The following is a 26,542-nucleotide window of genomic DNA, read 5'->3' as shown; positions in this document are numbered from 1 at the left end:
CATCACAAGGTGTCCACCTATTTTGGTGGACACCTCATGCATCAGAGCACTCAACAGCAAAAGGTGCGGGGAAATTCGCGCTTACTCATCTAAAACTGACGCAAAAATCTGAGCCCTCAACTCGACACGAATTTTGTCGCGATAGGAGGCGGTTCTCCCCCCGCCCCCCTTTCATTTTTCTGACGAACCCGATGGCTCTCGGCCGTTCTCGCCAAGCTTTCGTCCGCCGCCAACAAATTTTGACAGCATCCACGCCCCCGGCAGGCTTCCCGATTTCCGGTTCGTCAACAGGACCGGCGTTTCGCCCGTGCATTAATAGCCCGGCGTTCAAATGGTGATGCGTACTACTAAGGCACTATAGTGCAGGCGTAGATCACGCCTTGTGGACTGCGTTAGCTCGAATTGCGGGTTTCTCTATTCTAGTGGGAATCCGGCCTTTTCGCACAACGTCAGCAATATGACTGGTAAGGCCTACGTCACCGCGCAACAGGATTCCAGATTTGCCTCTGAGCGACTGCACCAGCTTGGTAAGCTCGGTCAATCCGTTTTCGATATCAAACGAAACCCAATGTTTGGCCTCCCCGGGGACCACCACAGTGCCACTGCTTTCCGTTGCCCCTCGGTGCAGCTGCACAATCCAAGCCGAAGAGCCGTCAAAAACCCATTCGAATCGCACAGGTCCTAAAACGCGATGAGCTCTGGAATAAAGTGAGGAGACAGCAAGCTCTACATCAAGCGGAAGGCGTTGCGGACCACTCGACCCCATCATAAACACATCGCCTTCTCCGGCTTTGCCTTCAATCAATAGATGCCCATCGGCTGTGACGATGGCCGCGCCCGCATACTTTGCGTCGACGGCGGCTTGCGAAAGCACAGACACTATCTGGTCCCCGTCTGCGTCCTCGTGGGCCATCAACGCAAAGGGGTCGGCCCAACCTTTTCTGGTGGTGAACTTGCCCGGCAGTTGTTCTCTGGGGCTTGTACGCAACCACTTTTCAAGGCTGCCCGTCTGACGCCCGAATGAAAACGGAGCGATTCGCCGGTTCATGACTGTAGTATAAGGGACGGGCAAACCCGCGAGGTGTGCAATGAGCAACCCAAACACTTTGTCGCCAACCAACCGACTGAATAGATTAGGCCAAGCCAGCTTTGCCGTAAGATCTGGACCCAAAGCCGGCCCAAGTTCCCAACCGATGGTATGAGCATGACGCCAGCCTCGGGGTTTGGGATGGATACTAAATTCAACTCTCACGTCGCGACCGAAATTAATATCAGGCGTAATTCCATAAACGGCCGACAACATCCTATTTGCCCAGTCGCTTGGGAGCGAAGCCACCCCAGGCTTTTCGACTCCTCGTGGTGTATCATCCGGCACAAACTCGGTTATGCCTCCCATCGCGACGCCGGAGACTCCACCGTCATGGACATCGATTGTTTCGTTGGCAATTACATAAAGGCCTTCGCCACCCAGCCTTTTCGCAACACTCTCGGCATAATCAAGATTATCTATGCCGTAGATAAACTCACGGCTTTGCGGGCTCTCAGGTGTGAAGCTTCGAAGATTCAACGTGCCTTCGGAGCTTCGCTCCAGAAGCGTCGAAAGCGCCTCTCGCACATCATTAAAGAGATGGTTTGGAGAGTTATCTAGGACCCTTGAGTATTCCTGACGAAGCCGCCCCCGCGCCGGTGAAAAACTTACGAATTGGGCAACATTCATCGTATCCGCGAGATGATCGAGGGACTCGTCCTTTCGCAGGGAAGTGACGCCCGGCGCTGAGGCCTTTCGCGGCGCGATTGTGCGTAGCTGTCTAAGATTAGAGTGGGACTGTTTTAGATCGGGAAGAAGTTGGCCAGCAGGACCGCGCAAAGCGTCTTCCAAGAGGTCACACGCCATCTCCACAGTAAGCAGCTCGCCGTCGATAGTGGAGATGGGTAGGCCGAGCTCGAACGCGTGTGTCAGCTCGGTTGCACACCCGACGCTATATTGCCAACCAGACATTACCACAAGGCGCTTAACGAAACGGTCTATCACTGTTGACCAAAGATCAAGGTATTGTCTCTGGTTCCAGCCCGGTATGTATAGACTGGCTGGTTCGAGAATTGGCTCATTCAATTCCGCGCGTAATTGTGTTGCTGTATCCTTTATGTCACGGCTGTTCGGCTCCACAACGAAAGCCTTCAACTCTTTCTGAAAGTCGGCACCCTCCAATGACTTTGACTTGACAAACCACTCAAGGAAGCGCGGACCGGTCGTAATTGGGCCACTTAGATAGACCGCGGATGATTCAGCGAGCACGCACTGCCAAGCCTGAAACAGTAGCGCTTTCTGGTCTGAAAAATCGGACACTCTCTCCTCCGAAGAAGTTAGCGGCGCGTTCGCTTTAGAAATCATTTTTGGCCGTCTTCTTTGATTTTTTGCAGAAAAGTAGACACCCTGCCCTGCGCGTCGGAAGCTAGCCCTGAGGCGAAAGACGCGATGAAGTTGGGCAGCACAGGGTGCCCAAGATAATCTGCCGCCTTCAGCGCCCCTTTGCATGCCGTTTTATCTATGAGTTCCTCGCCAAGCTGAGACCCTTCTATTTCCAAAGCCAAAGCCATCAGGCATATAAACTCCTCAAGCGGCCACTTGCCTTTTTGTTCAATGCTTTCGTTCTTCTCGTCTGGAAGCCTGTTCGTGAACGAGGCTAGGCGGGTAGTGCGCTGTAACCTCGCCAGGCGTTCAGCAAGCGCGTTAACCCTCCCGCGAGTAATGGGTCCCACGATGGTATTTCTTAGATCCCCATATCCGAGGAACAATGAGTCTTCGACCACCTTGGCCGGAATGCGACCCGCCCCGCCATCTCCTATCAGCGACGAGATCGTCACCTCTCTTCCTCTCTTGTCATAGGGAAGTAGCAGATAGCGCCGATCGATGCGCCCCGTGCGCTTGATTGCTGGGTCAATTCGATTTTCGTAGTTGGTCGCTACGATGAAAATCAACCTTTCAGATTTGCGCAGATTGTTGAGCTTGGTAAGCATGCCCGGCGTCATAAATTGAAAAACCGTGTCTTGATCTGCATACCTCGTTGTATCGCGGTCTAGAAGAAATGCGTCGATCTCATCGAAGAGGACTATGCAATCTGATTGAGCCTCCAAAACGTCGAAGATCGCCTTCGCCCGAGCTTCGACCTGGCCTTCCCCACCTGCCAAGAAATCGCTCACAGTGATGGTGATTAGCGGAAATCCCAAAGCCTCAGATAGGTTCTCAGCCACGGTCGTCTTCCCGGTCCCGGGCGGGCCATAGAGCAACATGGAGTAGCTCCTCTTGCTCGATCGCCCCAACCAACCCTCCAAAAAATCATCTCCGATACGCTTGTAGACCCGATATTCATCCCCAAGCGACGCTGCCGGCTCGTATTTCTCGGTTATTTTGGACCAGTCTTGCCGTGGGAAATGGGGCGACCTGACGTCAAATCGAGACAACGCGAGACTCGTACGTGCTATGTGGGCACGAAGGAGCCTGTGGAACGCTATCAGAAACTCTAAAACTTGGCTGGATTCCCAAATATGAATAAAGTCGATCTGATTTACGTGCTCTGAGTCCCAGCCGACGAAAACTTCTTCTGTCCCCGCTTTTCCCTTTGCCGCGAAGGTTATCTTTCTCGCGTTCAGCCATTGGAAATATCGCCGAAAGAGGCTGATATTCGCCGACCCCACTGTATTCCGGAGGCTCTTTCCATCGAACGTCTCGCAAGACCGTAGAAGGGAATTTGCAACCTCTACGCTGACCGGGAAGAGCGTCAGACCCCTGTCAGTTGCAAGGAACGGTTTTGTTGGGCGCCAAAAGGCGCTATTTTTTTGAGCACCAGTTAGAACTTCTAAGACGCGATCAAACAACGGCCTGTCAACGGCGTTCTGTTGAGACAGAAGAAGTCCCTCCAAGCAAAATGCAAGCTCTGCAGGATCAAATCGACTGTCGGGTATCGAGCTGAAAGATAGCTGATCGTGCAAAGTCGTTTCGAAATATCTCCTGAAGGCAGAAAGATCTACCGGGAGATCCGATAAGCTTTTTGCAGTTTGCACAATGCGCAAAGGGATAAGAGCGTTGGGAACCGGCTCACTCTCATTCTTACCCTCAAAGTCAAAAAACTTAGCGTACTGCTCAAGAGGAGATAATTTTATCAAGTGGTGCACTTGGCTGGCAACATACTTCCTGTGCGCACTCCACTTTCTATTTTCTTTCGATCCCGCCACTAGAGACGCCAAAAAGGAAAGCGTGATCGGGTCATTTATCCCATATGTTCCAGATTCAGTTGCTACTACCCCGCCCGTTATTGTTGAAGTGCGCAACAGTTTGCAGGCAGTTTCCACTGCCTCCAGGGCTCTTGGTCTCCTTTCCTTTTCCGCGTCGCCACCGCCAAACAGATGCAAATCAATTTTCTGCGACGATTGGGGCCTGAACGGGTCGTGCCAAGCTCCCAGCGCTTTTTGCAGCGCAAGAGCGACCATAGCGGTCGTGCTATGGGATACCTTAGTTGCGCTTTTCGCTGCGTTGTTTCTCGCAATGCGGTAGGGCCACGCAAAAGTATCATCAAGGGTAGAAAGCAGCGTCCGGCATGTTTCTGCTATAGTCGCCTCAAGCTTTCGCACCTCCTGCTTATCAGAATGGAATTGCCCCGTTAGATAGTCGTCCAGTGATGCCATATCTGTCCTCAAAACCCCACCGGCCTTAGAGCCGCCCCGCCTCCCCTTTTGAGCACGAGATGCCCCACAGGGCAACAGAATGCCCTGGCGGGGCTCAGGCTAGAAACCCTGCAGCCGGGCCGGAAACAGTCCATCAATCGACAAGATTTGTGAGGGGTCTCAAGGAACGCGCGATTCGTGAGGCTCCCTGCGGGTCAATCTCCGAGCCCTGAAGAAGAATGCTTTTGGGCCCCGCCCATGCGGCATTCCGCAATCAGCCTGTGTCTATCTGACTGAACTCAAGGGTGATCTCATGAACTCTGGCGGTTAGAACCGCGTGGTGATGGCCACCAGCCAATCCGGACAGAGCCTGTTTACAAGGCTGACCCCATAGCGGAGCCTAGGTAGATCAGTCCCACGTAGACAGGAGGGTTGACCCAATGGAGCGACATTCGGTCAGCCTAATGGAGATGGGTAGTGTTTGGTCGAATATTCTTGAGTAGGATCGGGCCGTTTCAATTTACCAGAAAAATGCGAAGGGTCGAACTCGACAGTTGATGCCGCGCAGACCCCCCGTACCCCTTCCGTCACCACAGTGCGGCCCTCCGGGCGAATTTGACCGTAGAAGCCTCGCGATACCTCCCGACCGCCCGGGGGAACTCCCCCGCTTGACATTCTAAGACATCTGCCAACAGGTTGGTGTGCCCATCTGTGTGGGCACATCGTCCCGCCTGATGGGACTTAACATAAGAGCATGCTGTGCCAGCTCTCTAACGGCCGGATCAATTTCCGGCGGGGAAAGGCATGTGCATTCAAACACTGCGGCGAGCCGCGCTTATCGCTCAAACTACAGCTGTTACTATTGCGGTTATCCTATTTGGGAAAGCGACTGCGAAGGGTTCGCTAGAACCCCGCATATCGACCAACCTTAGGCGTCGCTTTCGAGCCACTGCCGAACATTTGATCCCACGCAGTGAAGGCGGCCCCGATATTCGTCGCAACATCGTCGCAGCCTGCCTGCAATGCAACACTGCGCGACATCGCGCGGCGGTGCCTCTCGGCCACAAGGACTACCAATCTAAGGTTGCTCAAGCTGTCCTGAAAGGGAAGTGGCACCCCGCCAGTGCTTTGAAGATTGGGGGCCGCCGATCTCTCCAGAACGCGACCGGGAATACATTGACGCGGGGTCGGGCCAAAAACCTCCCAGCCCGTGCATGTGGTGTGCCCGACTGCTTGCCTCGTCTCAAATCGTATAATTATTGAGACTGCCTCTTGACGTGTCTCTTTTCGTGTCTCATAAGTTCGTTATCGAAACACTTAAGGAGTTATGAGACATGGCCCTCGTGGCCTACATCAGAGTTTCCTCATTAGGGCAGAGCTTGGAAGTCCAGCGGGACAAGATGCGAGCCATCGGGGTCGAGCCGGACCACATCTTCGAGGAGAAACGTTCCGGTGTGGACACCAACCGCCCGGCGCTGAAAGAAGCGCTGCGCTTCGCCCGCAAAGGCGATGCCTTCGTCATCACCAAAATCGACCGGCTGGCCCGGTCAGCGACTGACCTGCTCCAAATTGTACAACAACTCCAAGGCAAGGGAGTGGCGCTCCGAGTACTCGATCAGCAGATCGATACCAGCACGCCGGCCGGCAAAGCGATGCTTCAAATGCTGGCTGTCTTCGCGGAGTTTGAAACCGCGATCCGGAAGGAGCGCCAGATGGACGGCATCGCCAAGGCAAAAGAGAAGGGAACAAAGTTTGGAAGAAAGGTCCAGGTGACGGCGGAGATCGCAGCGCAAATTCGCTCGATGCGGGAGGACGGCCTTCTAATCCCTGACATCATTCAGAAGACCGGGCTGAGCAAAGCAAGCGTCTACAGGGCACTCGAACTGGCCGGAAGAGCGGAGGACACCGGCGAACCATCGCTGCCCTTCCCCACCGGATCGCACCGGGAAGAGGTCGAGGAAGAAGAAGAAGAGTAGCGGGGGAAGGCGCAAGGGATAAGACCCAAGGGTCGCCAGCACCACAGCAGGAAGAAGCGGCTTCATCATCTCGGAACCCTTGCGGTTCCGGGAACGGGGAAGGCGTCTCCGACAGGCACCTACGGGTCCTGGGTTCTTTGACATCGTGAATATATTTCCAAGCCTTCGCAGCCGCCACGACGGCGGTGGCAGGTGAAAGTGTGTCCGGAGGGCTCGACAGTTCGCGCTCCTCCAGCTGCGCCTCTCCCAGCGAAGCAAGGACCGACCAGCGAACCGTGTCGGGAGCTAGCTCTCTAGCGATGACTGAAACGGACGCAAGCCAGGCGTGCCGCCGACGACCGGCAGGCCCAGCAAGATTTCCACTTCCGTCCCTGCGTGCCCAGGGGCGGATACAAACAAGCAAGGAGAACAATTGCATGCAAAAACTGAATGAGATCATCCGCGAAATAGACGGCCGCAACGAGCGGCTCTCGGACAAGCTCGCCGACGTTGAAAGCGTCGTCTGGGACGCGGTCGCGGACAATGACGACGTACTAACTGACAACGATATGAACGCTGTGGCGGAGGCTAGTGCCGTTGCCGCGATGCTGTTGACAGCCGCCCACGCCGTAGCGCTGGGGCTATCCGCCGACGGCCACGCCTTCCAGCAGAAAGTCCAAGAAGCAATGGTCGGTCTGTCCATCCTCGCCGACCGCGCACTACCCTCCGATCAAGATGACGATGAATGCGAGGGTCAATGACTGGGGTCTGCCACGTCCCTAATTGTCAGCTTCCCGCATCCTCACGTTTCTCTCGTCACTGCCGCCGACACAAAAGCAGCCTTCGACGGCAAGGAGACCCCCGGCAAACGAGCGTAACCAAAGGCGAACTCACGCCATACCGGTTGCGGGTGGAAGCACGTATCGCAAAGAACGCCAACAGTCCCCTTTGGGCACACTTAGAGGGGCGCTGGGGGGAGATCGTAGGCCAAGCCCGCGCTGATGCGTCCAAGGCAATAGGCAACCGCCATCACCGAAACGCGGCCCGCGAGGTGCTGAATATCGGCACCGACGCTGCCGGACGGGCTGTCATGGTGACGGCGCTCGCCATGTTCGTGCTCTGGAGTGAACGGCCTAGCCGGTTCGCGTCGGACGCGGGCTTCCGGCTCCAGCTCGCGCGGCGGGTGAGATCCCTTTCCAGTCGCCATTCTGGACGACGGTACGATCACCGTACGGGACGTGAGCAGCGCGTCTATCGGGAAATGACGCCCAAGGCCGGAGCAATCCTGGGGCAGATGCTCGCAACCGCCTTCGGGGCCGCTGGGCTTCGTCTCGCGGCACTCGACGAACAAGACCGGGAGGATGCCCGGAAAACGCAAGAAGACATCAGAACCGCAATCAAGGAGTTGAAATGAACACGACTACGAACGGCACGAACAGCGCAGTTGGGAGCAAGGTACAGCTTCGCGAGACGCCAGCCCAATCACTTCAATTCGACCCGAGCAGGGGCCGCCCGTTGAAGTCGGCGGCGGAGGCCGAGGCCGCGATCAAAAGGAACCGGAAGGAGGCCAGCAAGGCCGCCAAACGGGGATGGGGCACACGGCGTCGGGGCGAGCGCGAGATAGATACTGCGGCGACCGAAGCGGCCGCGAGGGACAGCCGATGAGTTCTTACAGGGCGTGGATCGCTGCCATGCGAGCTGAAGCGCTGGACCTTGGCGGCAAACCGCTTCGAAACCTTCCAGACGGGCGTCTCGACAGATTTCGCTGGGCGGGGACGCAAGCGAACCGGGTCAATCGGGGATTTGCGCTCCCACGCGGCATAAGCCGCAAACCCGGCGAGATCGTCAACCCGTTGAACGGACAGCGGGCGGCTGACTGTCTGACCATCCACAAGCTGGCGAAGGCAGTAGGGCTCTCGCCGCACAAACTCACAGATTTGTTGGTACGGCTTGGCCTCGTGCACCGGGTCTTGGCCTGCAAGGACGTTGCTATGGTCAAAGTCCCTGAGTTCGTGAAGCCGCAATACTATCACACGCCAGAGCTTACCCGGCATGCCGTCAAGGCGAACCTCGCCATTCCGATCAAGATGCTCCATAACGGTGCCGTGAGCGAGGTTATCTTGGTGACGCGGCGGGGACAGCTTCTCGTCGAAAACGCGATCAGGTCGGCCAGAGCGCCGGTGAGGAACGTCGAGAGGAGGCGGGCCTCGATTGCTCACCTTCTCCGCCAAGGACATTCACAGGCCGAGATTGCTCGGCGGACATCGCTTCCCAAACAGACCGTCTCACGGCACGTCCGGAGCCTGCGGGATGCTGCTTAAGGCCCGTGTCCCATTTGGGTCGACGTTTCCCTAGTAAGGAAACAGCCGATGTCCCGGCAGTGGGTCAATTTGAATTTCTTGCAGCCTCGGCGAGCCAAAGGCGGGCGCACGTAAAAGCAGACATCCCGCACACTATACCCCAGACTGCTCCGGCCGGGTCGTGGAGAAGGGCAGCACCGACAAGTGCAACCGCGAGCCCGCTTGCGATCAATCCAGAAATCCAAATAGCGGCAACGTGCATTTTCACCATCTTTATCCAACTCGCTTCTTATACGGGCCGGGAACCATCGGTTTCTCGGCTTCTTTCGCTTCGATCATCGCAACTACCGATGTCCCATTTGGCTTCACGTTCCCAAGTAAAGGAAACAACGGCCTCCGGCGTTCGACGCCTTATTTGCGCCGGAGGTCCGATTTCTTCCCCAGATCGTAGCGCGGAAGCTTCTGTATCTCACGGTACAGCGCCCGCACCGTGTTTTCCCCATAAGAGGCCGACGCGCTCCCGTCGGTGTGACCTTGAATGGCGTCCATATACCGTTGCTCAATCCCCACATCGCGGGCAATGGTCTTGAAGCGGTGCCGCCAGCCGTGATTTGGCTGCACGCGTCTGTCCGTAATCTTGACGGTCTTGCGCACCCACTCACTCGCCTTGCCACGGGCGTAGCCGGCCCGCGATGACCCTGCCTTACGCTGCCGCCTGCTTTCAGCATAAAAGAGTGGCCCGCCCTTCGCCCCCTCAACCATCTTTAGCAAGCCCTGTTCAATCAGGTGGGGGTGTAGGGGAACTATGCGATACTCGCCTGACTTCACCGACCCGGCCTCTGGCGTGATGCGGATGCAATGGATACCCGCCTCGACCGTGAAATCCTCTTTTCGCAGTTGTGCAATTTCGCCGCCCCGCGCCCCCGTGTATGCACAAATCCAAGGTAGCCAGCGATAGACAAGCCTGTTGACGGGCGACGTATTGCCGGGTGCATTCAAGGCTTCCAAGGCTGCTTTCAACACCTTTGCGGCCTCATCGTCAGTGTACCCCCGAGACCGCTCAAGGACCCGCTTGGGAACCTTGACGCGCACGGGCGAAACCGGGTTTCTCTCAATTCGGAACTTGGCGACCCCTGCCCCGAACACCGCACGTAAGGCCGAAAGGTACTTGTCGCTCACCGTCTTCGCCGCAAGCCCGCGTTCGTGCCGCAAACTCTCCGTCCAGTCCGACACGTCCTTAGGGGTCACGCGGGCGGTGTCCTCATGTCCCAAGTAGGCAATGAAGTCGTCAATCTTCTGCCGATGGTCGCGAGGGGTCCGCTGCGATTTCCCGTCCGCAAGGTGGTCGCGCTTCCAAAGGTCGAACAGGTCGCCAATAGTGACACCCTTCGAGGCGCTCTGTGCGTTGTTCGAGGCCGTAGTAAGTTCCGGGAACCGGCCCGCATCTGGGTCCGGACGGTAGTCGCCTCTGGCGTGCCGAAGCAGCTGCTCCGCCGCCTGCCGATAGGCGCTATGAGCTTCCTGAATTAGTCGTGTCCGGCTGGCGGCGTCGGTAGCAAGGCCCTGTTCCTGCAACAACTCGTCGGCAGTGGGGCCATACCATCTTGCGAGGGCATCACTGCCGCCATCATCGAGCCGCCCCAATAGCTTCAGAACCTCCGTCCATAATTCAGGCTCCCCGGGTTCGGCCCGGAGCAGCGCCATTTGTCGCCGATAGAGTTCGCCCGCGAGTGCCACAAGTTGGACATGCGGGAGTGGGGCCGGCACGGCCCTGAGCGCCTTCCAGCGCATAGCGACCTTTGCGGCCTCCTGCGCGAACCGCGCTTTCGCTTCGGCGGGGTCTTTCGTGCGGAGTGAGTAGAGAAGTTCAGCCCTCCCCACCTTCCGCCTCAGATCAGCGGGGACGCGCTGACGGAAGTAATATACGCCTGATTTGCTCTTTTGTGGGCTCGGCATCAGAAGGACCATGTGTAGCACCTCTGTGTAGAACCGAGGTGTCTCCAAGTCCTGATAGCGCCTATCTTTCTGATTTCCAACAGAAAAATCTGGTGCTGCGAGAGAGGATTGAACTCTCGACCTCTCCCTTACCAAGGGAGTGCTCTACCACTGAGCTACCGCAGCCGCCGATGGCGGGGCTTCTGCCATATCGAACCGGCAAGCGCAAGGCCAAGACAAAGACGGGTTGAAAGGCCGCACCGGGCGATCGTTGCGGACATGGCCGTGCCACAATGTTGGCTATCCCTTGATACGCACCGGCGGGTCGCCGGCCGGGGACAGAACGATGAACGGCAAGACAGTTTCTCCGAACAAGGATGGATCACCGAAGAAGGATGGTTCAGCGAAAAAGGCCGGAACGGGCCGCAAGGACCGGCTGGCCGAGCAGTTGCGCGCCAACCTGCAGAAGCGCAAGGCGCAATCGCGCTCACGAAGGACCAGCGACGCCGACAAGCGGCGCGCTGGCGAGGCCGACGAGCTGCCGGAGGGGCTGCAGGCGGCGATGAAAAAAGATTAACGCGAATCGGCTATGTTGGTCGCCGGTACTTTGGCCAAGTCGGCGTGGGCCAAAGTGGGGAGTAGCCTGTTTCTTGAACCAAGCCGGCCAATGGTCTAGATGGCCGCAACAGACTCAACCGATTTAAACCGGCCTTGGCGCCGAGGGGACGCTCTTCATGGATCGCATCAGAATTGTCGGCGGCAACAAGCTTGCCGGAAGCATTCCGATCTCGGGCGCGAAAAACGCTGCGCTGCCGCTGATGATCGCCGCGCTTTTGACCGATGACACGCTGACGCTGGAAAACGTGCCGCATCTGGCCGATGTCGAGCAGCTGATCCGCATCCTCGGCAATCACGGCGTCGACTATTCGGTCAATGGCCGCCGCGAAAAGCAGCAGGAAGGCTATTCGCGCACCATCACTTTCTCCGCCCGCAACATCGTCGACACGACGGCGCCTTACGAGCTGGTGTCGAAGATGCGGGCCTCGTTCTGGGTGATCGGCCCGCTGCTGGCCCGCATGGGCGAGGCCAAGGTGTCGCTGCCCGGCGGCTGCGCCATCGGCACACGGCCGGTTGACCTCTTCCTCGAAGGTCTGCAGGCGCTGGGCGCCGATATCGACGTCGACACCGGCTACGTCATCGCCAAAGCCAGGAACGGCCGGCTTGTCGGCAACCGTTATGTGTTCCCGAAAGTCTCGGTCGGCGCCACCCATGTGCTGATGATGGCGGCCTCGCTGGCCAAGGGCGAGACGGTGCTCGAAAATGCCGCCCGCGAGCCGGAGATCGTCAACCTCGCCGAATGCCTCAACGCCATGGGCGCGAAGATCTCCGGCGCCGGCACGGCGACCATCACCATCGACGGCGTCGAGGCGCTGTCGGGTGCCCGCGTCAGGGTGATCCCCGACCGTATCGAGACCGGCACCTATGCAATGGCGGTGGCGATGACCGGCGGCGACGTCGTGCTGGAAGGCGCGCGGCCCGACCTGTTGCAGACGGCGCTCGACATCATTTCGCAGACCGGCGCCGAGATCACGCAGACTAATTCCGGCATCCGCGTCAGGCGCAACGGCGCCGGCATTTCGCCGGTCGACGTGACGACGGCGCCCTTCCCGGCTTTCCCGACCGATCTACAGGCGCAGTTTATGGGCCTGATGACGATGGCCAAGGGCAAGTCGCGCATCACCGAGACGATCTTCGAAAACCGCTTCATGCACGTCCAGGAACTCGCCCGGCTCGGCGCCCACATCACCCTGTCCGGCCAGACGGCGATCGTCGACGGCGTAGCGAAGCTGAAGGGCGCGCCGGTCATGGCGACCGATCTTCGGGCCTCGGTGTCGCTGGTCATCGCCGGCCTTGCGGCCGAAGGCGAAACCACGGTCAACCGCGTCTACCATCTCGACCGCGGCTTCGAGCGGCTGGAGGAAAAGCTGTCCGGCTGCGGCGCGGAAATCGAGCGCATTTCGGGGTGATGATAGCAGGCTCAGGTCGGCGCTGCCCCTCACCTGCCTGCCGGCATCTTCTCGCCGTATAGGGACGGAGAGCAGGACCGCCTCGCAAAGGATTTCGCCAATCTCCAGCGTTGCGGAGAGGGTGCCGAGGTTGCGGCCAGCCCCTACACCCGTCCCTATACGGGAGAAGGTCCCGGCAGGGGGATGAGGGGCGGCGCCGACCGGAGCGATTGCCTGGCCAAGACTTCCGGCGCGGTTGCACGAGCCGGAAAGACCGCCTAACAGAAGGTCGAATAATCAACTCGCAGGTGCGAATTCCGCATGAATGGCCTCAAGCTTGTCGCGCTCGACGATCAGGATCTGAGCATCATCTCGGCGCATGTCCAGGATGCCGTCATGAAGGTCGGCGATCTCGAATACCTGCCTTCTGTAAAGCGCTTCGTGCTGACCATGAACCGCTTCGTGTGGGAGGCGAAATCCGGTTTCTTGCGCCAGCACAATGAGCGGCGGCAGGCCGTGCTGCATTTCGACCGGGTGCTCGGCGCCAAGACCAGCGGCATTGCCCGCGACAAGCCCGACGAAGTGCTGTCGCTGCTGGCGATCAGCTTTCTCGCGCTCGACAAGCCGGCCGGCATCGTCGAGCTGATCTTTTCGGGCGGCGGCGCGATCATGCTCGATGTCGAATGCATCGAGGCACGGCTTGCCGATGTCGGCGGCGCCTGGGAAGCGACGTCGCGCCCGGTCCACAGGGTCTGATGTGATGGCCATCACGCTTCGCCAGTCCGACGCCGATTTCGAGCAGCGCTTTGCCGCGTTCCTGCTGACCAAGCGGGAAGTCTCGGCCGATGTCGACGCCGTGGTGCGCGAGATCATCGCCAAGGTGCGTGCCGAGGGCGACGCGGCGCTGGTCGGGTACACGCAGAAATTCGGCGGCGGTGACCTGGCCAGGCTCGGCATCGCCGTCTCCAGGGACGACATTGCCAAGGCTTACGAGGCCGCCGATCCGCAGACGGTCGAGGCGCTGAAATTCGCGCGCGAGCGCATCCGCTCCCACCACCAGCGGCAGCTGCCGCAGGACGACCGCTACACCGATGCCGCCGGCGTCGAGCTCGGCTCGCGCTGGACGGCAATCGAGGCCGTCGGGCTCTACGTGCCGGGCGGCACGGCAAGCTATCCGAGTTCGGTGCTGATGAACGCGGTGCCGGCCAAGGTCGCCGGCGTCGAGCGCATCGCCATGGTGGTGCCGGCCTCCGGCGGCGAGGTGCCGCCGCTGGTGCTGGTGACAGCCGACCTTGCCGGTGTCTCCGAAATCTACCGCGTTGGTGGTGCCCAGGCGATCGCGGCCCTTGCCTATGGCACCGAGACTATAAAGCCCGTCGCCAAGATCGTCGGCCCCGGCAATGCCTATGTCGCTGCAGCCAAGCGCCAGGTGTTCGGCACGGTGGGCATCGACATGATCGCCGGGCCGTCGGAAGTGCTGGTCGTCGCCGACGGCAGCAACGATCCGGACTGGATCGCCGCCGACCTCCTCGCCCAGGCCGAACACGATGTGTCGGCGCAGTCGATCCTGATCACCGACGACCGTGCCTTTGGCGTAGCGGTCGAACAGGCGGTGGAGCGGCAGTTGCAGAACCTGCCGCGCGGAGAAACGGCGGCAGCGAGCTGGCGCGATTTTGGCGCCATAGTCCTGGTGCCGACGATCGAGGCAGCACTGCCGCTGGTCGACCGCATCGCGGCCGAACATGTCGAGCTTGCCGTCGACGACCCAGAGGCCTTCCTGGCGCGGATGCGCAATGCCGGTGCGGTGTTTCTCGGCCGTCATACGCCGGAAGCCATCGGTGACTATGTCGCCGGCTCCAACCACGTGCTGCCGACGGCGCGCTCGGCGCGCTTTTCGTCCGGGCTTTCGGTGCTCGATTTCGTCAAGCGCACCTCGGTCCTGAAGCTCGGGCCGGAGCAGTTGCGGGCGCTGGCGCCGGCGGCGATCACGCTCGCCAAGGCGGAAGGCCTCGATGCGCATGGACGCTCCGTCGCCATCCGGCTGAACATGTAGAAATGTCCGACTACGACCAAACCCGCGCCAGGCTGATCGATGTCGAGCTCGACGAGACGATCGGCCGCTCGACGCCCGATGTCGAGCATGAGCGGGCGGTGGCGATCTTCGACCTGATAGAGGAGAACCGCTTCCAGCCGGTCAATGACGACGGCGCCGGCCCGTACCGGCTGAAACTGTCGCTGGCCGAGTCCCGGCTGGTGTTCGCGGTGGCGCGCGAGGACGGCGCAGCCGTGGTCACCCACATCCTGTCGCTGACGCCGCTTCGGCGCATCGTCAAGGATTACTACATGATCTGCGAAAGCTATTACGATGCCATCCGCACCGCGACACCCAGCCACATCGAGGCGATCGACATGGGCCGGCGCGGCCTGCACAATGAAGGCTCGCAGACGCTGATGGACCGCCTTGCCGGCAAGATCGAGATTGACTTCGACACGGCGCGCCGGCTGTTCACGCTGGTTTGCGTGCTGCACTGGCGAGGCTGAACTGGCCGCCCCGCTGCCCCGCCCGATCCTGCCCCGCTCGATCCTGTTTGTCTGCGGTATGAACGCCGTGCGCTCGCCGATGGCCGAATTGCTGGCGCGCAAGGTGCTTCCGGCCACCACCTTCGTCGCCTCGGCGGGAGTGCGCGGCGGCGAACGCGATCCGTTCGTCGATGCCGTGCTGGCCGAAGAAGGGCTGTCGCTGGGCGAACGGCACCCGAGAACGATGGACGACCTCGAGGACGACTATTTCGACCTGATCGTCACGCTCGCACCGGAAGCTCACCACACCGCGCTCGAGCTCACCCGCTCGCTGGCCGTCGAGGTCGAGTATTGGCCTATGCCCGACCCGACCGGCGTCAGCGGCACGCGCGAGCAGATCATGGCCGCCTACCGCGACGTGCGCGAGCGGCTGAAGGCGCGGATCGGCCGCCGTTTTCTCGGCAACGGGGCTAAAAACGCCGCGGATTAAGCATGTTCACAAGCGGACGTTTATCATATAGGTTCCGCGCAACTTTCCGGCCGGGGCGCTGGAAGTACCCATCCAAGCAAAGGTATCGAATGCCGAAGGAAGAAGTCCTCGAGTTTCCGGGTGTCGTGACGGAACTGCTGCCCAACGCAATGTTCAGGGTCAAGCTCGAAAACGAACATGAAATCATCGCCCATACGGCCGGCCGCATGCGCAAGAACCGCATCCGCGTTTTGACCGGCGACAAGGTCCTGGTCGAGATGACGCCCTACGACCTGACCAAGGGCCGCATCACCTACCGCTTCAAGTAAGTTCAAGAACCCGGCCGGGATCGCGATGGGCATTTTGCAGAAGCTCGTGCTTGCCTCGGGTTCGCCACGCCGGATCGAGCTGCTGCAGCAGGCCGGCATCGAGCCGGACCGTGTGCTGCCGGCTGATGTCGACGAGACGCCGCTGCGCGCCGAGCACCCGCGCTCGCTGGCCAAGCGCCTGGCAACACAAAAGGCCGAGAAGGCGCTGGCTTCGCTGAAGACCGAAGCCGACTACCTGCCGAGCTTCGTGCTGGCCGCCGACACGGTGGTTGCCGTCGGGCGGCGCATCCTGCCCAAGGCCGAGACGCTCGACGACGCCGCCAACTGCCTCGGGCTTTTGTCCGGCCGTTCGCACCGGGTCTATTCCGGTATCTGCCTGATCACGCCGGGCGGCAAGCAGCGCTTGCGGCTGGTCGAGACCAGGGTGCGTTTCAAGCGGCTGCCGCGCGAGGAGATCGAGGCCTACATCGCATCCGGAGAATGGCGCGGCAAGGCCGGCGGCTATGGCGTCCAGGGGCTTGCCGGCGCCTTCGTCGTCAAGCTTGTCGGCTCCTACACCAACGTCGTCGGCCTGCCACTCTACGAGACGGTAGCGCTTTTGAGCGGCGAAGGGTTTAAGGTGCACGTCAACTGGCTGTCGGGTGCGCGGATATGAGCCCGGACGACAAGGTCACGCCATTGCGGCCCAAGCGGCCCTGCCCCGAATGCGGCAAGCCATCGGCGCGCGAAACCTACCCGTTCTGCTCGACGCGCTGCAAGGACATCGACCTCAACCGCTGGCTGAAGGGGGTCTACGTCATCCCGGGCCGGGACGACGAGGACGAGAACGACGACCAGAAATAGCGCCGTCCACCTGCAGTTTTCCACAGGTTTGGGACGGTTTCGCAGCCGCGATCGTGACCGATGATCGGCCTTGCGGACTGCCTGTCGTTTCCCGCCTGAAATCAATGTCCAGAACTTGTTCCATCCGGGCACTGTCGGACGGAACAGGTTCTGGCGTTTTGTTTGAGCATGATCTTTTCCGAAAACCGGATTCCACTTTTCGGGATCATGCTTTTTGTTTGAGCATGATCTTTTCCGAAAACCGGATTCCACTTTTCGGGATCATGCTCTAAGCGCTGGACAGGCCGAATTCCCGTGCTATAACCCACGCGCTTTCAAGGGGTGCCGACGGCGCTTTCATGAACCCGGTGTGCAGATTGCCGCCCACCGGAGCAGGCCCAGATAGCTCAGTTGGTAGAGCAGCGGACTGAAAATCCGCGTGTCGGTGGTTCGAATCCGCCTCTGGGCACCACTACTTCCTCATATAAAATCAATGGCTTCCGGTGTCGCCAACTTGGCGACTTACGGCATTTCATGTCGCGCCGATGTTGCTGTCCGATCAATCGGGTGCTCGATGAGCGAGCACGGACTGTAGGAAGCGAAGCGAATGAGGTCTGGTATGACTTTTGTAAGCGGGGCAAAGGCCATACCAGAGGATTCGGTCAGGCCGCCTCAACAGGGCGAACGATAGGCAAGTGCATCGTTGGTCACCGGCGAGCGCCGTCGCCAAACGCACTGATGAGCAGAGGCGAGCAGCGCTTTGTCTGATTGAGACAAGCGAAGCGCAGCCAAAAACGACACTCGATACTTTCCTGCCAATAGCTTCAACAAAGACCAGCCTCATGGCAAATGCTCGGTTTCAAATTTCATGTGCCCGCCGGCTTTACCGCTTTCTGGCAACCACCAGGAAATTCTGCGCAAGCTCCGCCGGAATCCTGGCACTTGCGCAGATCCTTTCAAACGGCACGATCAATATTTCGCAGAGTCTTGGCAGCAATTTCCCGGGACGCGGCAAAAAACCGTACCCAACTATCCGCTCGACAATAAAGCCATTTGCAATGAGCGTCTGCTCGTATCCTTTAATGCTCAAAGTATGGCGGACTGTCCCTCCTGCATAACGGTTCAGAATGCGGCAGACCAGCCCTATTGGCGAGGTCGCATTCATGTGGATATTCGAGATAAGCAATCCGCCTTCGTTCAAATGCGCGCTGATGGCCGACAGTGCATCCTTCCTGAGCTCATCTTCAGCATTGAGGAAGAATCTGAATGCCGTGACCACGTCGAACCTTTCGGCAAGCGGAGAGAACGTAATATCAGCGCGGACCAATTTCACGTTCTTCGGAACCCGTGCGCTAGCCAGCATAGATTGGGAGATGTCAACGCCGACGACTTCACCAAAAAATTGAGCTGCGATATTTGCTATGCGGCCTGTGCCGCATGCGAAGTCCAGGCATTTCCGGTTCGGCCCGCCGACAGGCAGGAGAATACGTTCGACCAAAGGCTTTTCGATACCCGACCACAGAGCTGCATAGTAGCCGGACCGGAACGTGTCGGAGTAATGGGCACCGTACCCATCCGTCTGGTGGCTTGCTCGGTAACCCCGAAGAGCGGGTGCACGGTTCTCATGGACGCTGCCTAACGGTCGCCACTGCGCCCGCAGAAATCTGCGAATGCCAACGAACGATCTCACCGTGAGCACCATGCAACTCGCGCCTCTAGTCTGGCCCGACGCATGCCGTCGCGGGCAATCCGTGCCCCACGATGCGCGCGACGACCTGTTCGAAATTGCGTGGGTCGAGGCCGTCGACACGCATCAGCGGCCATTTGTCTTGCAGGCATTGGCCGATCTCCCTCGCGATATCCGCTTGCTTCAGGCCCCTGACCACTCCGACTTCGAGAAGGCGCTCGAGGTACGGCTGCCGCGCATACCGCTCAATGAGGCGGTGGCGCAGCGTTTCCCCGGGCGCGTCGACTTGAATGAGGAGATCCGGTCGCGGCAGGAACGTCAGGCAATTTCGAACCATGTCGATACTTGGATTTCGTGCCAACAGGACGAGCGCACACAACGCCTGAACGATGCCCTCTTCGAAAATGAAGTACCCTTCTGAGGCCTGCGCTGTATTCCAGGCTTCGAAGAGCAAAACGACGTCGATCTTCAGACGCAACGCCCATATTCGACTTTTTGGAGGGATCGATGCCAAAAGCCGCGCAGCGGCCCCCTCGCTCGGCGGGGTCGAGAACAAGACCGGACTCGCGGTGGCGAGCTTGTGCACCAGACGCTGGATGCCATGGCGTGTCTCCGGGCCTTCATCCTCGACCGAATCGACTTCGCTGCCGAAAGACACAAAATCAATCCGGCGATAGCCATTGACTGTCTTCACACGGATGTCGCGTTTCGCCAGCTCACGGCAAAGGGCGCGGAGAAGGGTCGTCTTGCCTGCACCAGGCGGACCGAACAACTCGATGATCATGTAGGGACCTCCCGAACAGGACGCAGAAAGATCGGATGAAGCGAGTTCGCCCGCTCCGGCGGTGTGGCGAGCGTAAACACTCTGGCATCAGCCTGGCCGAGTTGACCCCGCTCGCTGGCATCCTGCTGACGCCGCAAAAAGCTTTGGAGGAGATGCGATGCGGCGGGAGACTGCCTTTCCATGGCGTGCAGTCCCGCCTGTTGAGCCGCGACAGCGTTGCCGGTTGACTTGAGAACTTGCAATTGCTTCTCGATCGCCTGCGCTTGCGGCTGGTTGACACGCCTGTCGCTGTCGAACTGGCTCGTCGCCCGTGCCATCTCCTGATCGATCGAGCGCCCCACGGTTGCCCGTTGGTCGACGTCGGTCGTCGTGGCTTCCACGCGTGCGAGCCTCGACGACCCGACCCCGCCGCCTGCGCCAACACCTCCGTCGTCGCGCCGCTTGCGCCCATAGGAATATGGACCTCAGAAAGTCTCTAAATTGCCTGTGGATCGGAGCTTACTAGGAGTGCCGAACCATACCATCATCCATCTGAATGACTGTCGGCACCACGGCACGCGTGTTTGGACGCTGAACAGGGCAACGAGTTCAGGCCGAGCGGGCGCTTTTTGGCTTGACGCGACACAAACGCGACATTCGGCCTAAAATCTGAACAATATCAATCACCGAAAGCGGACTGAAAATCCGCGTGTCGGTGGTTCGAACCGCCTCTGGGCACCATTTTTTCCCTGTACGGCCCGGAGACATGGGTGACAGTTGTACCTAAGACATGGGTGACACCCTCGCGCCGATCGGATTGTCGATGGCGTGCAAGAATTATCTGGACCATGGCGCCAGCGGCTCCTGCTCGCCGGCCAAATGACGATGAAGAGCATCTTCGGCATCTTGGATCCCGCTCTGGCCATAACCGCTCTACAGACCGAGGGCGCAGCCGTCCTTGCGCGGTTCAGAACCGCCCAGCAGGGTCCCGTTTGCCCAATCGATGCGAATGGCCTGCGCACCGCCGATCGGGTCCGTGGCCGGAATGATTTCGAAACCGCGTCGGCTAAGTTCAGCTACGGTTTCGCCAGCGAGCCCGTGTTCGGCCTGGACGTTCATGGTGCCGCTGACGGGGGCGACCCGCGGCAGATCAATCGCCTCCTGCAGATCCATCCCGAAGTCGAGCACCTTCGTCAGCAGGTGCGCATGGCCCATTGCCTGGTAGTAGCCACCCATAACGCCGAAAGGCATTTCTGCCCGGCCGTCTCTCGCAAGCATCCCGGGTATGATGGTATGCAAAGGTCGCTTGTTCGGCGCCACTGCATTGGGGTGCTTGGGGTCAAGCGAAAAGCTTTGCCCGCGATTGTGCAAGACGACACCGGAGCGTGGCGAGACCAGGCCCGAGCCAAAGCTGTCGAAGACCGAGTTGATGAAACTGACCGCATTGCGATCCTTATCGACAACGGAAATATAGACCGTGTCGCTGTGCAGCGGCATATCGAACGCCGGCAGGTCCGCGCGGGCGCGCTTTAGGTCAATCATGCCGGCCAGACGATCGGCCCAGGCATTCGACAACATGTCGGCCACCGGGACCTCGGACGCATCAGGATCGGCGACGAGCAGGTCACGCGCGGCGTAAGCGAGGCGTGTTGCTTCGATTTCCAGGTGAAGCCGGTCCGCGGATTGCGGGTCGCCGTGCGCTTCGAAGCGCGAGAGGATATTTAGAATGAGCAGCGCGATCACACCCTGGCCATTCGGCGGACATTCGAACACATCGCAGCCTCGGAACGCCGTGCTGATCGGGGTCACGTATTCGCCTGTTGCCGAGGCGAAATCTTCGAGTGTGTGCAATCCGCCGAGCCCACGAAGATAGGCGACCATGTCTCCGGCCACAGGGCCAGTGTAGAAGGCCTCTCGTCCCTTCTTGGCGATCAGCCGCAGCGTTGCAGCCAACTCAGGCTGGCGATGCACTTCGCCAACGCCTGGCGCGCGGCCGTTTGGCAGGAAAATCCGTTTCGCGGCTCCATCGGCGGCCAGAAGTTCTTCTTCCAACGCCCAGTCACGATGGACCCGCGGTGAAATGGCGTAGCCTTCCTCGGCGAAACGTATAGCGGGGGCCAGGATTTGATCGAAGGGCATATGCCCATGATCAGCGTGCAATCTGGTCCAGGCATCGATGGCTCCCGGGATGGTGACGGAGCCAGGAGAATTGCGGGCCACCTCCGCCATGCCACGTTCGAGGAACCAGTCAATTGTGAGGGCGGCCGGTGTCCTGCCCGATCCGTTGTAGGCGATGACCTCGCCGGATCCGTTTCGCGACAGAAGAGCGAAGCAGTCGCCTCCAATGCCGGTCGAGGCTGGCTCGACGACACATTGCACCGCGCAGGCTGCGATGGCGGCATCCATGGCGTTGCCGCCGGCCGCCATGATCTCCACCGCCGTCAGGGTCGCCGACGGATGAGAGGTGGCGGCCATGGCCTCGCGTGAAACGACGACCGAGCGCGTTGGTTTCTCAAAATTTCGCATGCTATGCCCTTCTGATCGTGCTCAAGAGGCGGCGTCGCTCATCGTCGAGGGGCGGTGCCGCAGATGCCGCGACATCCAGTATTCGAGTGCCGCCAAGGCACGGATGATCGCGAAGTTCAAAGTGAGATAAATGGCGCCCGCGCAGATGAAGACTTCAAAGGCGCGATAGGTCTGGGAGATCAATCCCTGGGCAATTCCAGTCACCTCCATCAAGGTCACGATGGAAGCCAGAGACGTGCCCTTGATCATCAGGATGATTTCATTGCCGTAACTCGGCAGCGCCTGGCGAAAGGCCAGCGGCAGGATAACGTGCCGATAGGTCAAATAGGTGGACAGGCCGACAGACCGGGCCGCCTCGACAAGGCCGCGTGGCACCGATTGAATCGCGCCGCGGAGGATTTCGCTGCCATAGGCGGTGGTGTTGAGTGTCAGCGCGATGATTGCGCACCAGTAGGGTTCGCGGAAAACGGCCCATAATCCAATTGCCGACAGTTGGTGCCGGAATTGACCAAGGCCATAATAGGTCAGAAAAATCTGCACCAGCAGAGGCGTGCCCCTGAACACGGCAACGAAGCCACGGATCGGCAAGACGACAAAGGGCGATTCCGATTGCTGGGCAAGCGCCAATGTGACGGCAAGAACGAAGCCGGCAACGATGGAAGTCAGGGCCAGTTCCATCGTGAGCGGCAGGCCGGCGAGTAGCTTCGGCAGGATTTCGAGGAAAAAACCGAAATCTATCATGCCGACCGGACGCGCCACGGCGCCTTCCGTTCCAGACGGTAAAAGGCGTGGCCCGTGACGGAAGCGATAGCCAGATAGAGCAAGGCTGCAGCAATGTAGAAGATGAACGGTTCACGGGTCGAACCTGCAGCGATCTGCGCCTGGCGCATCAGTTCAACGAGGCCGATTACCGATATCAGCGACGAGTCCTTCAGAACCAACTGCCACACATTGCCGAGACCTGGCAGCGCGTATCTCAGGAGCTGGGGAAAAATAACCTGTCGCAGCCGCTGCAGCCGGTTGAGACCAAGCGCGCAAGCGGCATCGTGCTGTCCCTGGTCGATGGCGAGGTAAGCCCCTCGATAGACCTCGGCTTGATAGGCGCCCGAGATGATCGCGATAGCCAAGGTTCCAGTGGCAAAGGCCGGAACGCCGACGAATCCGGACCCGCCCAGGCTATGACCAAGCGAGGTCAGGGCGACACTACCTCCATAGTAAAGCAGATAAATGGTCAGAAGGTCGGGCACGCCCCTGAAAACCGTGCAATAGCCAAGGGCCAAGAACCTCAATATTTTGGAGTTGCGGAGACGCCCGGCCGCTGCCAGCCCGCCAAAGACAGCGCCAAGCGCAAAGCCCAGCACAGACAGGAGCACTGTGACCGAGGCCGCCATGAGAAGAGCAGCCCCCCAACCTCCGTGCTGGAAACCAAGCAGCCGGAATACGTCAACCATTGATACCCCCGGCATTGATCCCCCCGGCAGGACGAACGGCTCAGCTCCGGAACGTGGTCAGGAATGGCCGTTCGCCGGCAAGCGCTTACTTGACTGGAGTGACGTCGCTCTTGAGCCATTTAAGCGACAGGGTTTTGATCGTGCCGTCGGCGGTCGCGGCGTCGATGGCGCCGTTGAGCATGTCTTTCAGCTTGGTGTCTTCTTTGCGGATACCGGCCCCGGAGCCAAGACCGAAGAGACCCCCGACAAACCCTGGTCCTGCAAGCGTATAGTCGCTGAACTCCGGCTTGCTCAGGGTGGCGGCCAGCGCTGTCTGTTGCGCGAAGAGCGCGTCGATGCGACCCGCGGCGAGATCGAGATCGTGTTGCTCGGTGGTCTTGTATTCGCGAATCTCGGCGACGTCCGAGAAGTATTTTTTCAGGAATTCCAGGTTCGCCGTTGCAGCCTGAACTCCAATGATCTTTCCCTTCAGCAATGGCTTGAGCTTGTCGATTGCCGCCTGCGCAGAGGCTTCATTGTCCAGCTTCAACCGCTCGTTGGAGATGCCGAGCTTGCCCAGTTCGCTATCCTTGGCGACCGCGAAACCTGAGGGATCCACGGCATACGGCTGGGTAAAGTCAATGATCTTCAGACGCTTTTCAGTGATGAACGTGCTCGCCATGATCACGTCGAACTTGCCGACGGTCAGCGCGGGGATCATGCCGTCCCAGTCCTGTGCGACGATCTTGCACTCGATCTTCATTCGCCCGCACAGATCATTGGCGAGATCGACTTCGAAGCCGTCCAGCTTGCCGTCGGCTGTTGTGAAATTCCAGGGCGCGTAGGCTCCTTCGGTGGCAATGGTAATTGCCTTTGGTGTTTCTTGTGCAACGGCGGCCTGGACCAGGCCGAACAGGACCGACGCAATGGCTGCGATGCGGCTAATTTTCATATCATTCTCCTCTTTTTGCCGGTATGGCAGTTCCCTTTCGTCGTGCCGGATTATCTTCCGGCTTCAACGAGTTAGATGGTATTCCCTAACGGCGGCCGGGACTTGCGAAGTTGGCCAGAAGCGGCGCCGTCTCGACGATATGATCCCGCATGACGATCTCAGCCTTGCCGGCATCACCTGACCGCAGCACGTCGATCAGGATCTCGTGCTCGGCACGCGCGCTGGCGGGTTTGTCGACATAGTCGAACCAGATGCGCAGGTAGGGCTCGATCACGACGTGCAGGCTGGCAATCTGCCGGACCAGCTTGGGTCGGTTGCTCAGTTGGCAAATCTGCAGATGGAAGGCCTGATGGCGCACGACCCAGTCGCTGCTGCCGGTCTGGCTGGCGCGCTCCATGCGGTCGAGCTGGCGTTCCAGTTCTTCAAGCACTTCGACATCGATGTGCGGCATGGCAAGCCTCACCGCCAGCCCTTCGAGCACCGAGCGCATTTCAAAGGTTTCGTAGATCTCGTCGAGGGTAAGCCCGGCGACGATGCAGCCACGGTTCGGGCGAATCACCACAAGACCTTCCGCGGCCAGTTGGCGGAATGCTTCGCGAACCGGCATGCGGCTCATGCCGATTTCCGTCGCGATCTCTTCCGGGATCAGCCGGTCCCCGGCCCGATAACGCCCCATCCTCAGGGCCCGCTGAATGTGGCGATAAGCTTCCTCCTCGGCGGTCGTGATGCCCAACGGCTCGATTGCGTCAGCTGCCATGTCCCAGGTCCGATCAGAGCGTATCTGTGTATCCACTTATCCAGTTGTCGAAACCTGTGTCAAGCACCGATGCTTGGGCGCTTTAGAATTTCTCTTGTGAGAATAAGCACTTGGTAGGGGAAATCGGGCTAAGCACACTGTGATCAGCTAAGCCGCTGATCGGCCTGCTTTTCAACATCCGGCAAAAAGGCCCGCCGCTCCATTTGCGAAGCGGCGAGGCCCCATATTCGGGGACGATTGCCGGGATTTCCCGGCATTACCTGCAGTGCAATTCAGGTGCCAGATTTGTTGATCCAAAACGGGTCACCGCACCGGAGGCGCCAACCCGGACCTTCCGCGATCACGCTACTGCCGCGCTTTGCCGTTCCTGCTATGTTACTTTGCGGCGGACGTAATTTTTCCGCCTGGCCGGCGCCCCATCAGGCAACTTACCCCAACGCGCCCCCCAAGTGGCGCCGGCCATTTTCCCCTTATTGGGGCACGGGCGCGCCGATTCCGTTATGCGCTTTCGAGCTATGGCAATCCGCCGGCGAGCCGCTTTGTCCAGCCTGCAACCATCAGTCCGCACGCGATTCCCGCGCAGTCGGCCACCCAGTCGAATAAATCCGGGTCGCGCCCTATCAGTTGCACGGCCTGAAGCCCCTCGATCGCCGCACCCGTGAGAACGAGGAGTACGATCAGCTTCGCCTTGCGTTCCGGCCAGCCGAGACTTCCGAGAGCCGCCAGGACGACGAAGGCGGCGGCGTGATTGAGCTTGTCGTGATCAAACGTGAAAGCCAAGCCAAGGCCCTGCAGGAGTTGCTCCGGCAGAAGGGCGAACAGCAGAACGCCGGCAAACGCGGCCGGAAAGGCAATCCTTGCCACGATCTGATAAGAATCCAGGCGCAACAAGGATAGAATGGCCTTTCGTCCGAAATCTGCAGGGAACACCGGCCGCTGAATCGAGAGCGAGCGCGGTGTCCAATTTCCGCCGTCGGGGCGTCCGGTGCATCGTCAGAATGAATGAATGCCTCGGGTCAGCCGCTGGCAGGCCGAACTGCTGGGGAGGGCTCTGCATGGTGTAGCTTCCGCGATCACGCAATTACCTGCTGCGCCAGCGCGGCTACAATCTGGCTGCGGCGGACCTGATTTCCGCTTGGCCGGCGCTGCGTCAGGGCACCTTACCCCACGCCACACGAAGCAGCGCCGGCCAGAATTCCATCGATTGCGTGATGACCGACCCGCGTCAAAAAAGCCCGCCGCCCTGTCGGACGACGGGCTCCGTTGCCTGGGCGCCAGGGCGCCACGGTAGCGACTGATGTTACTAGAGCCTTTCACGTTTTGATGGAAGCGTAGCCGGCGTTCGCGAAGTAGTTGTTGCATTCGGTTGCCTCGATCGTTTCAACGAGGTGGCCGATGTGGCGCCAAGTGTCCTCGACGGTACGTTTCT

27 protein-coding genes, 2 tRNA genes and 1 pseudogene are annotated in these 26,542 nt (G+C 59.6%); 15 read left to right on the top strand and 15 right to left on the bottom strand.

Going from position 1 to position 26,542, the window contains the following annotated elements; translation table 11 throughout:
* Positions 1-373 precede the first annotated feature (373 nt).
* Both NKJ55_RS32310 and NKJ55_RS32305 read right to left on the bottom strand, forming a co-directional pair.
* Complete coding sequence (locus NKJ55_RS32310) at positions 374-2,347, bottom strand: hypothetical protein (protein WP_352453424.1); 1,974 nt, start codon at positions 2,345-2,347, stop codon at positions 374-376.
* A gap of 41 nt (positions 2,348-2,388) precedes the next feature.
* Positions 2,389-4,683 carry an ATP-binding protein gene (locus NKJ55_RS32305; RefSeq protein ID WP_352453423.1) on the bottom strand — a complete coding sequence of 765 codons (2,295 nt, stop codon included), beginning with the start codon at positions 4,681-4,683 and terminating at the stop codon, positions 2,389-2,391.
* A gap of 783 nt (positions 4,684-5,466) precedes the next feature.
* Here NKJ55_RS32305 and NKJ55_RS32300 point away from each other — a divergent pair.
* From NKJ55_RS32300 to NKJ55_RS32285, 4 genes are all read left to right on the top strand, one after another.
* The gene (locus tag NKJ55_RS32300; protein ID WP_352453422.1) at positions 5,467-5,925 is read left to right on the top strand and encodes an HNH endonuclease signature motif containing protein; all 459 of its coding nucleotides are present in this window, start codon (positions 5,467-5,469) and stop codon (positions 5,923-5,925) included.
* A 71-nt stretch (positions 5,926-5,996) separates the two neighbouring features.
* The gene (locus NKJ55_RS32295; RefSeq protein WP_352453421.1) at positions 5,997-6,638 is read left to right on the top strand and encodes a recombinase family protein; all 642 of its coding nucleotides are present in this window, start codon (positions 5,997-5,999) and stop codon (positions 6,636-6,638) included.
* Between the two features lie 416 nt (positions 6,639-7,054).
* The gene (locus tag NKJ55_RS32290) at positions 7,055-7,378 is read left to right on the top strand and encodes a hypothetical protein (protein WP_352453420.1); all 324 of its coding nucleotides are present in this window, start codon (positions 7,055-7,057) and stop codon (positions 7,376-7,378) included.
* A gap of 290 nt (positions 7,379-7,668) precedes the next feature.
* On the top strand, positions 7,669-8,031 hold the full coding sequence (locus tag NKJ55_RS32285) for a hypothetical protein (protein WP_352453419.1): 363 nt from the start codon (positions 7,669-7,671) through the stop codon (positions 8,029-8,031).
* A gap of 73 nt (positions 8,032-8,104) precedes the next feature.
* On the opposite strand, the gene NKJ55_RS32280 is transcribed toward NKJ55_RS32285, so the two are convergent.
* Positions 8,105-8,713: a hypothetical protein gene (locus NKJ55_RS32280; RefSeq protein ID WP_352453429.1), complete on the bottom strand. Its 609-nt coding sequence runs from the start codon at positions 8,711-8,713 to the stop codon at positions 8,105-8,107.
* Here NKJ55_RS32280 and NKJ55_RS32275 point away from each other — a divergent pair.
* A complete protein-coding gene (locus NKJ55_RS32275; RefSeq protein WP_352453428.1) occupies positions 8,609-8,938 on the top strand; it encodes a winged helix-turn-helix domain-containing protein in 330 nt (109 codons plus the stop codon). The two genes, NKJ55_RS32280 and NKJ55_RS32275, sit on opposite strands and share 105 nt — an antisense overlap.
* 390 nt (positions 8,939-9,328) lie before the next feature.
* On the opposite strand, the gene NKJ55_RS32270 is transcribed toward NKJ55_RS32275, so the two are convergent.
* Both NKJ55_RS32270 and NKJ55_RS32265 read right to left on the bottom strand, forming a co-directional pair.
* Positions 9,329-10,885 (bottom strand): DUF6538 domain-containing protein, encoded by a 1,557-nt coding sequence (locus NKJ55_RS32270; RefSeq protein ID WP_352453418.1) that lies wholly within the window; start codon positions 10,883-10,885, stop codon positions 9,329-9,331.
* 78 nt (positions 10,886-10,963) lie between these two features.
* A tRNA-Thr gene (locus NKJ55_RS32265) sits at positions 10,964-11,038 on the bottom strand.
* Between the two features lie 160 nt (positions 11,039-11,198).
* On the opposite strand from NKJ55_RS32265, the gene NKJ55_RS32260 reads away from it, so the two are divergent.
* The 10 genes from NKJ55_RS32260 (at position 11,199) to NKJ55_RS32215 (ending at position 17,470) form a co-directional block, all read left to right on the top strand.
* Positions 11,199-11,429, top strand: coding sequence for a hypothetical protein (locus NKJ55_RS32260; RefSeq protein ID WP_352453417.1), 231 nt, complete (start codon positions 11,199-11,201; stop codon positions 11,427-11,429).
* 157 nt (positions 11,430-11,586) lie between these two features.
* Positions 11,587-12,879 carry a UDP-N-acetylglucosamine 1-carboxyvinyltransferase gene (gene murA / locus NKJ55_RS32255; RefSeq protein WP_352453416.1) on the top strand — a complete coding sequence of 431 codons (1,293 nt, stop codon included), beginning with the start codon at positions 11,587-11,589 and terminating at the stop codon, positions 12,877-12,879.
* 300 nt (positions 12,880-13,179) lie between these two features.
* Positions 13,180-13,614 carry a DUF2948 family protein gene (locus tag NKJ55_RS32250; RefSeq protein ID WP_352453415.1) on the top strand — a complete coding sequence of 145 codons (435 nt, stop codon included), beginning with the start codon at positions 13,180-13,182 and terminating at the stop codon, positions 13,612-13,614.
* Between the two features lie 4 nt (positions 13,615-13,618).
* A complete protein-coding gene (hisD, locus tag NKJ55_RS32245; protein WP_352453414.1) occupies positions 13,619-14,911 on the top strand; it encodes a histidinol dehydrogenase in 1,293 nt (430 codons plus the stop codon).
* 2 nt (positions 14,912-14,913) lie between these two features.
* Positions 14,914-15,399: a UPF0262 family protein gene (locus NKJ55_RS32240; RefSeq protein WP_292663977.1), complete on the top strand. Its 486-nt coding sequence runs from the start codon at positions 14,914-14,916 to the stop codon at positions 15,397-15,399.
* 1 nt (position 15,400) lies between these two features.
* Positions 15,401-15,868, top strand: a complete 468-nt coding sequence (locus tag NKJ55_RS32235) for an arsenate-mycothiol transferase ArsC (RefSeq protein ID WP_352453427.1) — start codon at positions 15,401-15,403, stop codon at positions 15,866-15,868.
* A gap of 89 nt (positions 15,869-15,957) precedes the next feature.
* On the top strand, positions 15,958-16,176 hold the full coding sequence (infA, locus tag NKJ55_RS32230; RefSeq protein ID WP_006200926.1) for a translation initiation factor IF-1: 219 nt from the start codon (positions 15,958-15,960) through the stop codon (positions 16,174-16,176).
* Positions 16,177-16,201: 25 nt separating this feature from the next.
* Entirely contained in the window at positions 16,202-16,831 is a 630-nt protein-coding gene (locus NKJ55_RS32225; RefSeq protein ID WP_352453413.1) for a Maf-like protein, read from the top strand.
* Positions 16,828-17,019 (top strand): DNA gyrase inhibitor YacG, encoded by a 192-nt coding sequence (yacG, locus tag NKJ55_RS32220; protein WP_023677402.1) that lies wholly within the window; start codon positions 16,828-16,830, stop codon positions 17,017-17,019. Before NKJ55_RS32225 ends, yacG begins: the two co-directional genes overlap by 4 nt.
* A 375-nt stretch (positions 17,020-17,394) precedes the next feature.
* A tRNA-Phe gene (locus tag NKJ55_RS32215) sits at positions 17,395-17,470 on the top strand.
* A gap of 411 nt (positions 17,471-17,881) precedes the next feature.
* Here NKJ55_RS32215 and NKJ55_RS32210 read toward each other — a convergent pair.
* From NKJ55_RS32210 to NKJ55_RS32165, 10 genes and pseudogenes are all read right to left on the bottom strand, one after another.
* Positions 17,882-18,496 (bottom strand): class I SAM-dependent DNA methyltransferase, encoded by a 615-nt coding sequence (locus NKJ55_RS32210; protein ID WP_352453412.1) that lies wholly within the window; start codon positions 18,494-18,496, stop codon positions 17,882-17,884.
* 217 nt (positions 18,497-18,713) lie between these two features.
* On the bottom strand, positions 18,714-19,469 hold the full coding sequence (locus NKJ55_RS32205) for an AAA family ATPase (RefSeq protein ID WP_352453411.1): 756 nt from the start codon (positions 19,467-19,469) through the stop codon (positions 18,714-18,716).
* The gene (locus tag NKJ55_RS32200; protein ID WP_352453410.1) at positions 19,466-19,849 is read right to left on the bottom strand and encodes a hypothetical protein; all 384 of its coding nucleotides are present in this window, start codon (positions 19,847-19,849) and stop codon (positions 19,466-19,468) included. Before NKJ55_RS32200 ends, NKJ55_RS32205 begins: the two co-directional genes overlap by 4 nt.
* Before the next feature lie 532 nt (positions 19,850-20,381).
* Positions 20,382-21,974 carry a gamma-glutamyltransferase gene (ggt, locus tag NKJ55_RS32195; protein ID WP_352453409.1) on the bottom strand — a complete coding sequence of 531 codons (1,593 nt, stop codon included), beginning with the start codon at positions 21,972-21,974 and terminating at the stop codon, positions 20,382-20,384.
* A 21-nt stretch (positions 21,975-21,995) separates the two neighbouring features.
* Positions 21,996-22,715, bottom strand: a complete 720-nt coding sequence (locus NKJ55_RS32190) for an ABC transporter permease (protein WP_352453426.1) — start codon at positions 22,713-22,715, stop codon at positions 21,996-21,998.
* Positions 22,712-23,425: an ABC transporter permease gene (locus NKJ55_RS32185; protein WP_502901469.1), complete on the bottom strand. Its 714-nt coding sequence runs from the start codon at positions 23,423-23,425 to the stop codon at positions 22,712-22,714. The genes NKJ55_RS32190 and NKJ55_RS32185 overlap by 4 nt, the downstream gene beginning before the upstream one ends.
* Positions 23,426-23,510: 85 nt before the next feature.
* A complete protein-coding gene (locus NKJ55_RS32180) occupies positions 23,511-24,356 on the bottom strand; it encodes a transporter substrate-binding domain-containing protein (RefSeq protein ID WP_352453408.1) in 846 nt (281 codons plus the stop codon).
* An 85-nt stretch (positions 24,357-24,441) separates the two neighbouring features.
* Positions 24,442-25,089 (bottom strand): GntR family transcriptional regulator, encoded by a 648-nt coding sequence (locus tag NKJ55_RS32175; RefSeq protein ID WP_352453407.1) that lies wholly within the window; start codon positions 25,087-25,089, stop codon positions 24,442-24,444.
* Positions 25,090-25,626: 537 nt separating this feature from the next.
* Complete coding sequence (locus tag NKJ55_RS32170) at positions 25,627-26,004, bottom strand: VanZ family protein (RefSeq protein WP_023677392.1); 378 nt, start codon at positions 26,002-26,004, stop codon at positions 25,627-25,629.
* 422 nt (positions 26,005-26,426) lie between these two features.
* Positions 26,427-26,542, bottom strand: a pseudogene (locus NKJ55_RS32165) (IS630 family transposase); the annotation flags it as partial.

This window comes from Mesorhizobium sp. M0106 (assembly GCF_040322715.1).
In the GTDB taxonomy this organism is placed as follows: Bacteria; Pseudomonadota; Alphaproteobacteria; order Rhizobiales; family Rhizobiaceae; genus Mesorhizobium.
Note: the sequence above shows the minus strand (reverse complement) of the source record. Positions and strands in the feature narration are given on the sequence as shown.

Excerpts from the sequence above, each read along its gene's own strand:
- murA (WP_352453416.1), top strand. The coding sequence starts at position 11,587 with ATGGATCGCATCAGAATTGTCGGCGGCAACAAGCTTGCCGGAAGCATT.
- NKJ55_RS32280 (WP_352453429.1), bottom strand. The coding sequence starts at position 8,713 with ATGGAGCATCTTGATCGGAATGGCGAGGTTCGCCTTGACGGCATGCCG.
- NKJ55_RS32190 (WP_352453426.1), bottom strand. The coding sequence starts at position 22,715 with ATGATAGATTTCGGTTTTTTCCTCGAAATCCTGCCGAAGCTACTCGCC.
- NKJ55_RS32260 (WP_352453417.1), top strand. The coding sequence starts at position 11,199 with ATGAACGGCAAGACAGTTTCTCCGAACAAGGATGGATCACCGAAGAAG.
- NKJ55_RS32180 (WP_352453408.1), bottom strand. The coding sequence starts at position 24,356 with ATGAAAATTAGCCGCATCGCAGCCATTGCGTCGGTCCTGTTCGGCCTG.
- NKJ55_RS32270 (WP_352453418.1), bottom strand. The coding sequence starts at position 10,885 with ATGGTCCTTCTGATGCCGAGCCCACAAAAGAGCAAATCAGGCGTATAT.
- infA (WP_006200926.1), top strand. The coding sequence starts at position 15,958 with ATGCCGAAGGAAGAAGTCCTCGAGTTTCCGGGTGTCGTGACGGAACTG.
- NKJ55_RS32305 (WP_352453423.1), bottom strand. The coding sequence starts at position 4,683 with ATGGCATCACTGGACGACTATCTAACGGGGCAATTCCATTCTGATAAG.
- NKJ55_RS32290 (WP_352453420.1), top strand. The coding sequence starts at position 7,055 with ATGCAAAAACTGAATGAGATCATCCGCGAAATAGACGGCCGCAACGAG.
- NKJ55_RS32225 (WP_352453413.1), top strand. The coding sequence starts at position 16,202 with ATGGGCATTTTGCAGAAGCTCGTGCTTGCCTCGGGTTCGCCACGCCGG.
- NKJ55_RS32250 (WP_352453415.1), top strand. The coding sequence starts at position 13,180 with ATGAATGGCCTCAAGCTTGTCGCGCTCGACGATCAGGATCTGAGCATC.
- NKJ55_RS32240 (WP_292663977.1), top strand. The coding sequence starts at position 14,914 with ATGTCCGACTACGACCAAACCCGCGCCAGGCTGATCGATGTCGAGCTC.
- NKJ55_RS32300 (WP_352453422.1), top strand. The coding sequence starts at position 5,467 with ATGTGCATTCAAACACTGCGGCGAGCCGCGCTTATCGCTCAAACTACA.
- NKJ55_RS32295 (WP_352453421.1), top strand. The coding sequence starts at position 5,997 with ATGGCCCTCGTGGCCTACATCAGAGTTTCCTCATTAGGGCAGAGCTTG.
- hisD (WP_352453414.1), top strand. The coding sequence starts at position 13,619 with ATGGCCATCACGCTTCGCCAGTCCGACGCCGATTTCGAGCAGCGCTTT.
- ggt (WP_352453409.1), bottom strand. The coding sequence starts at position 21,974 with ATGCGAAATTTTGAGAAACCAACGCGCTCGGTCGTCGTTTCACGCGAG.
- NKJ55_RS32185 (WP_502901469.1), bottom strand. The coding sequence starts at position 23,425 with ATGGTTGACGTATTCCGGCTGCTTGGTTTCCAGCACGGAGGTTGGGGG.
- yacG (WP_023677402.1), top strand. The coding sequence starts at position 16,828 with ATGAGCCCGGACGACAAGGTCACGCCATTGCGGCCCAAGCGGCCCTGC.
- NKJ55_RS32275 (WP_352453428.1), top strand. The coding sequence starts at position 8,609 with ATGGTCAAAGTCCCTGAGTTCGTGAAGCCGCAATACTATCACACGCCA.
- NKJ55_RS32205 (WP_352453411.1), bottom strand. The coding sequence starts at position 19,469 with ATGATCATCGAGTTGTTCGGTCCGCCTGGTGCAGGCAAGACGACCCTT.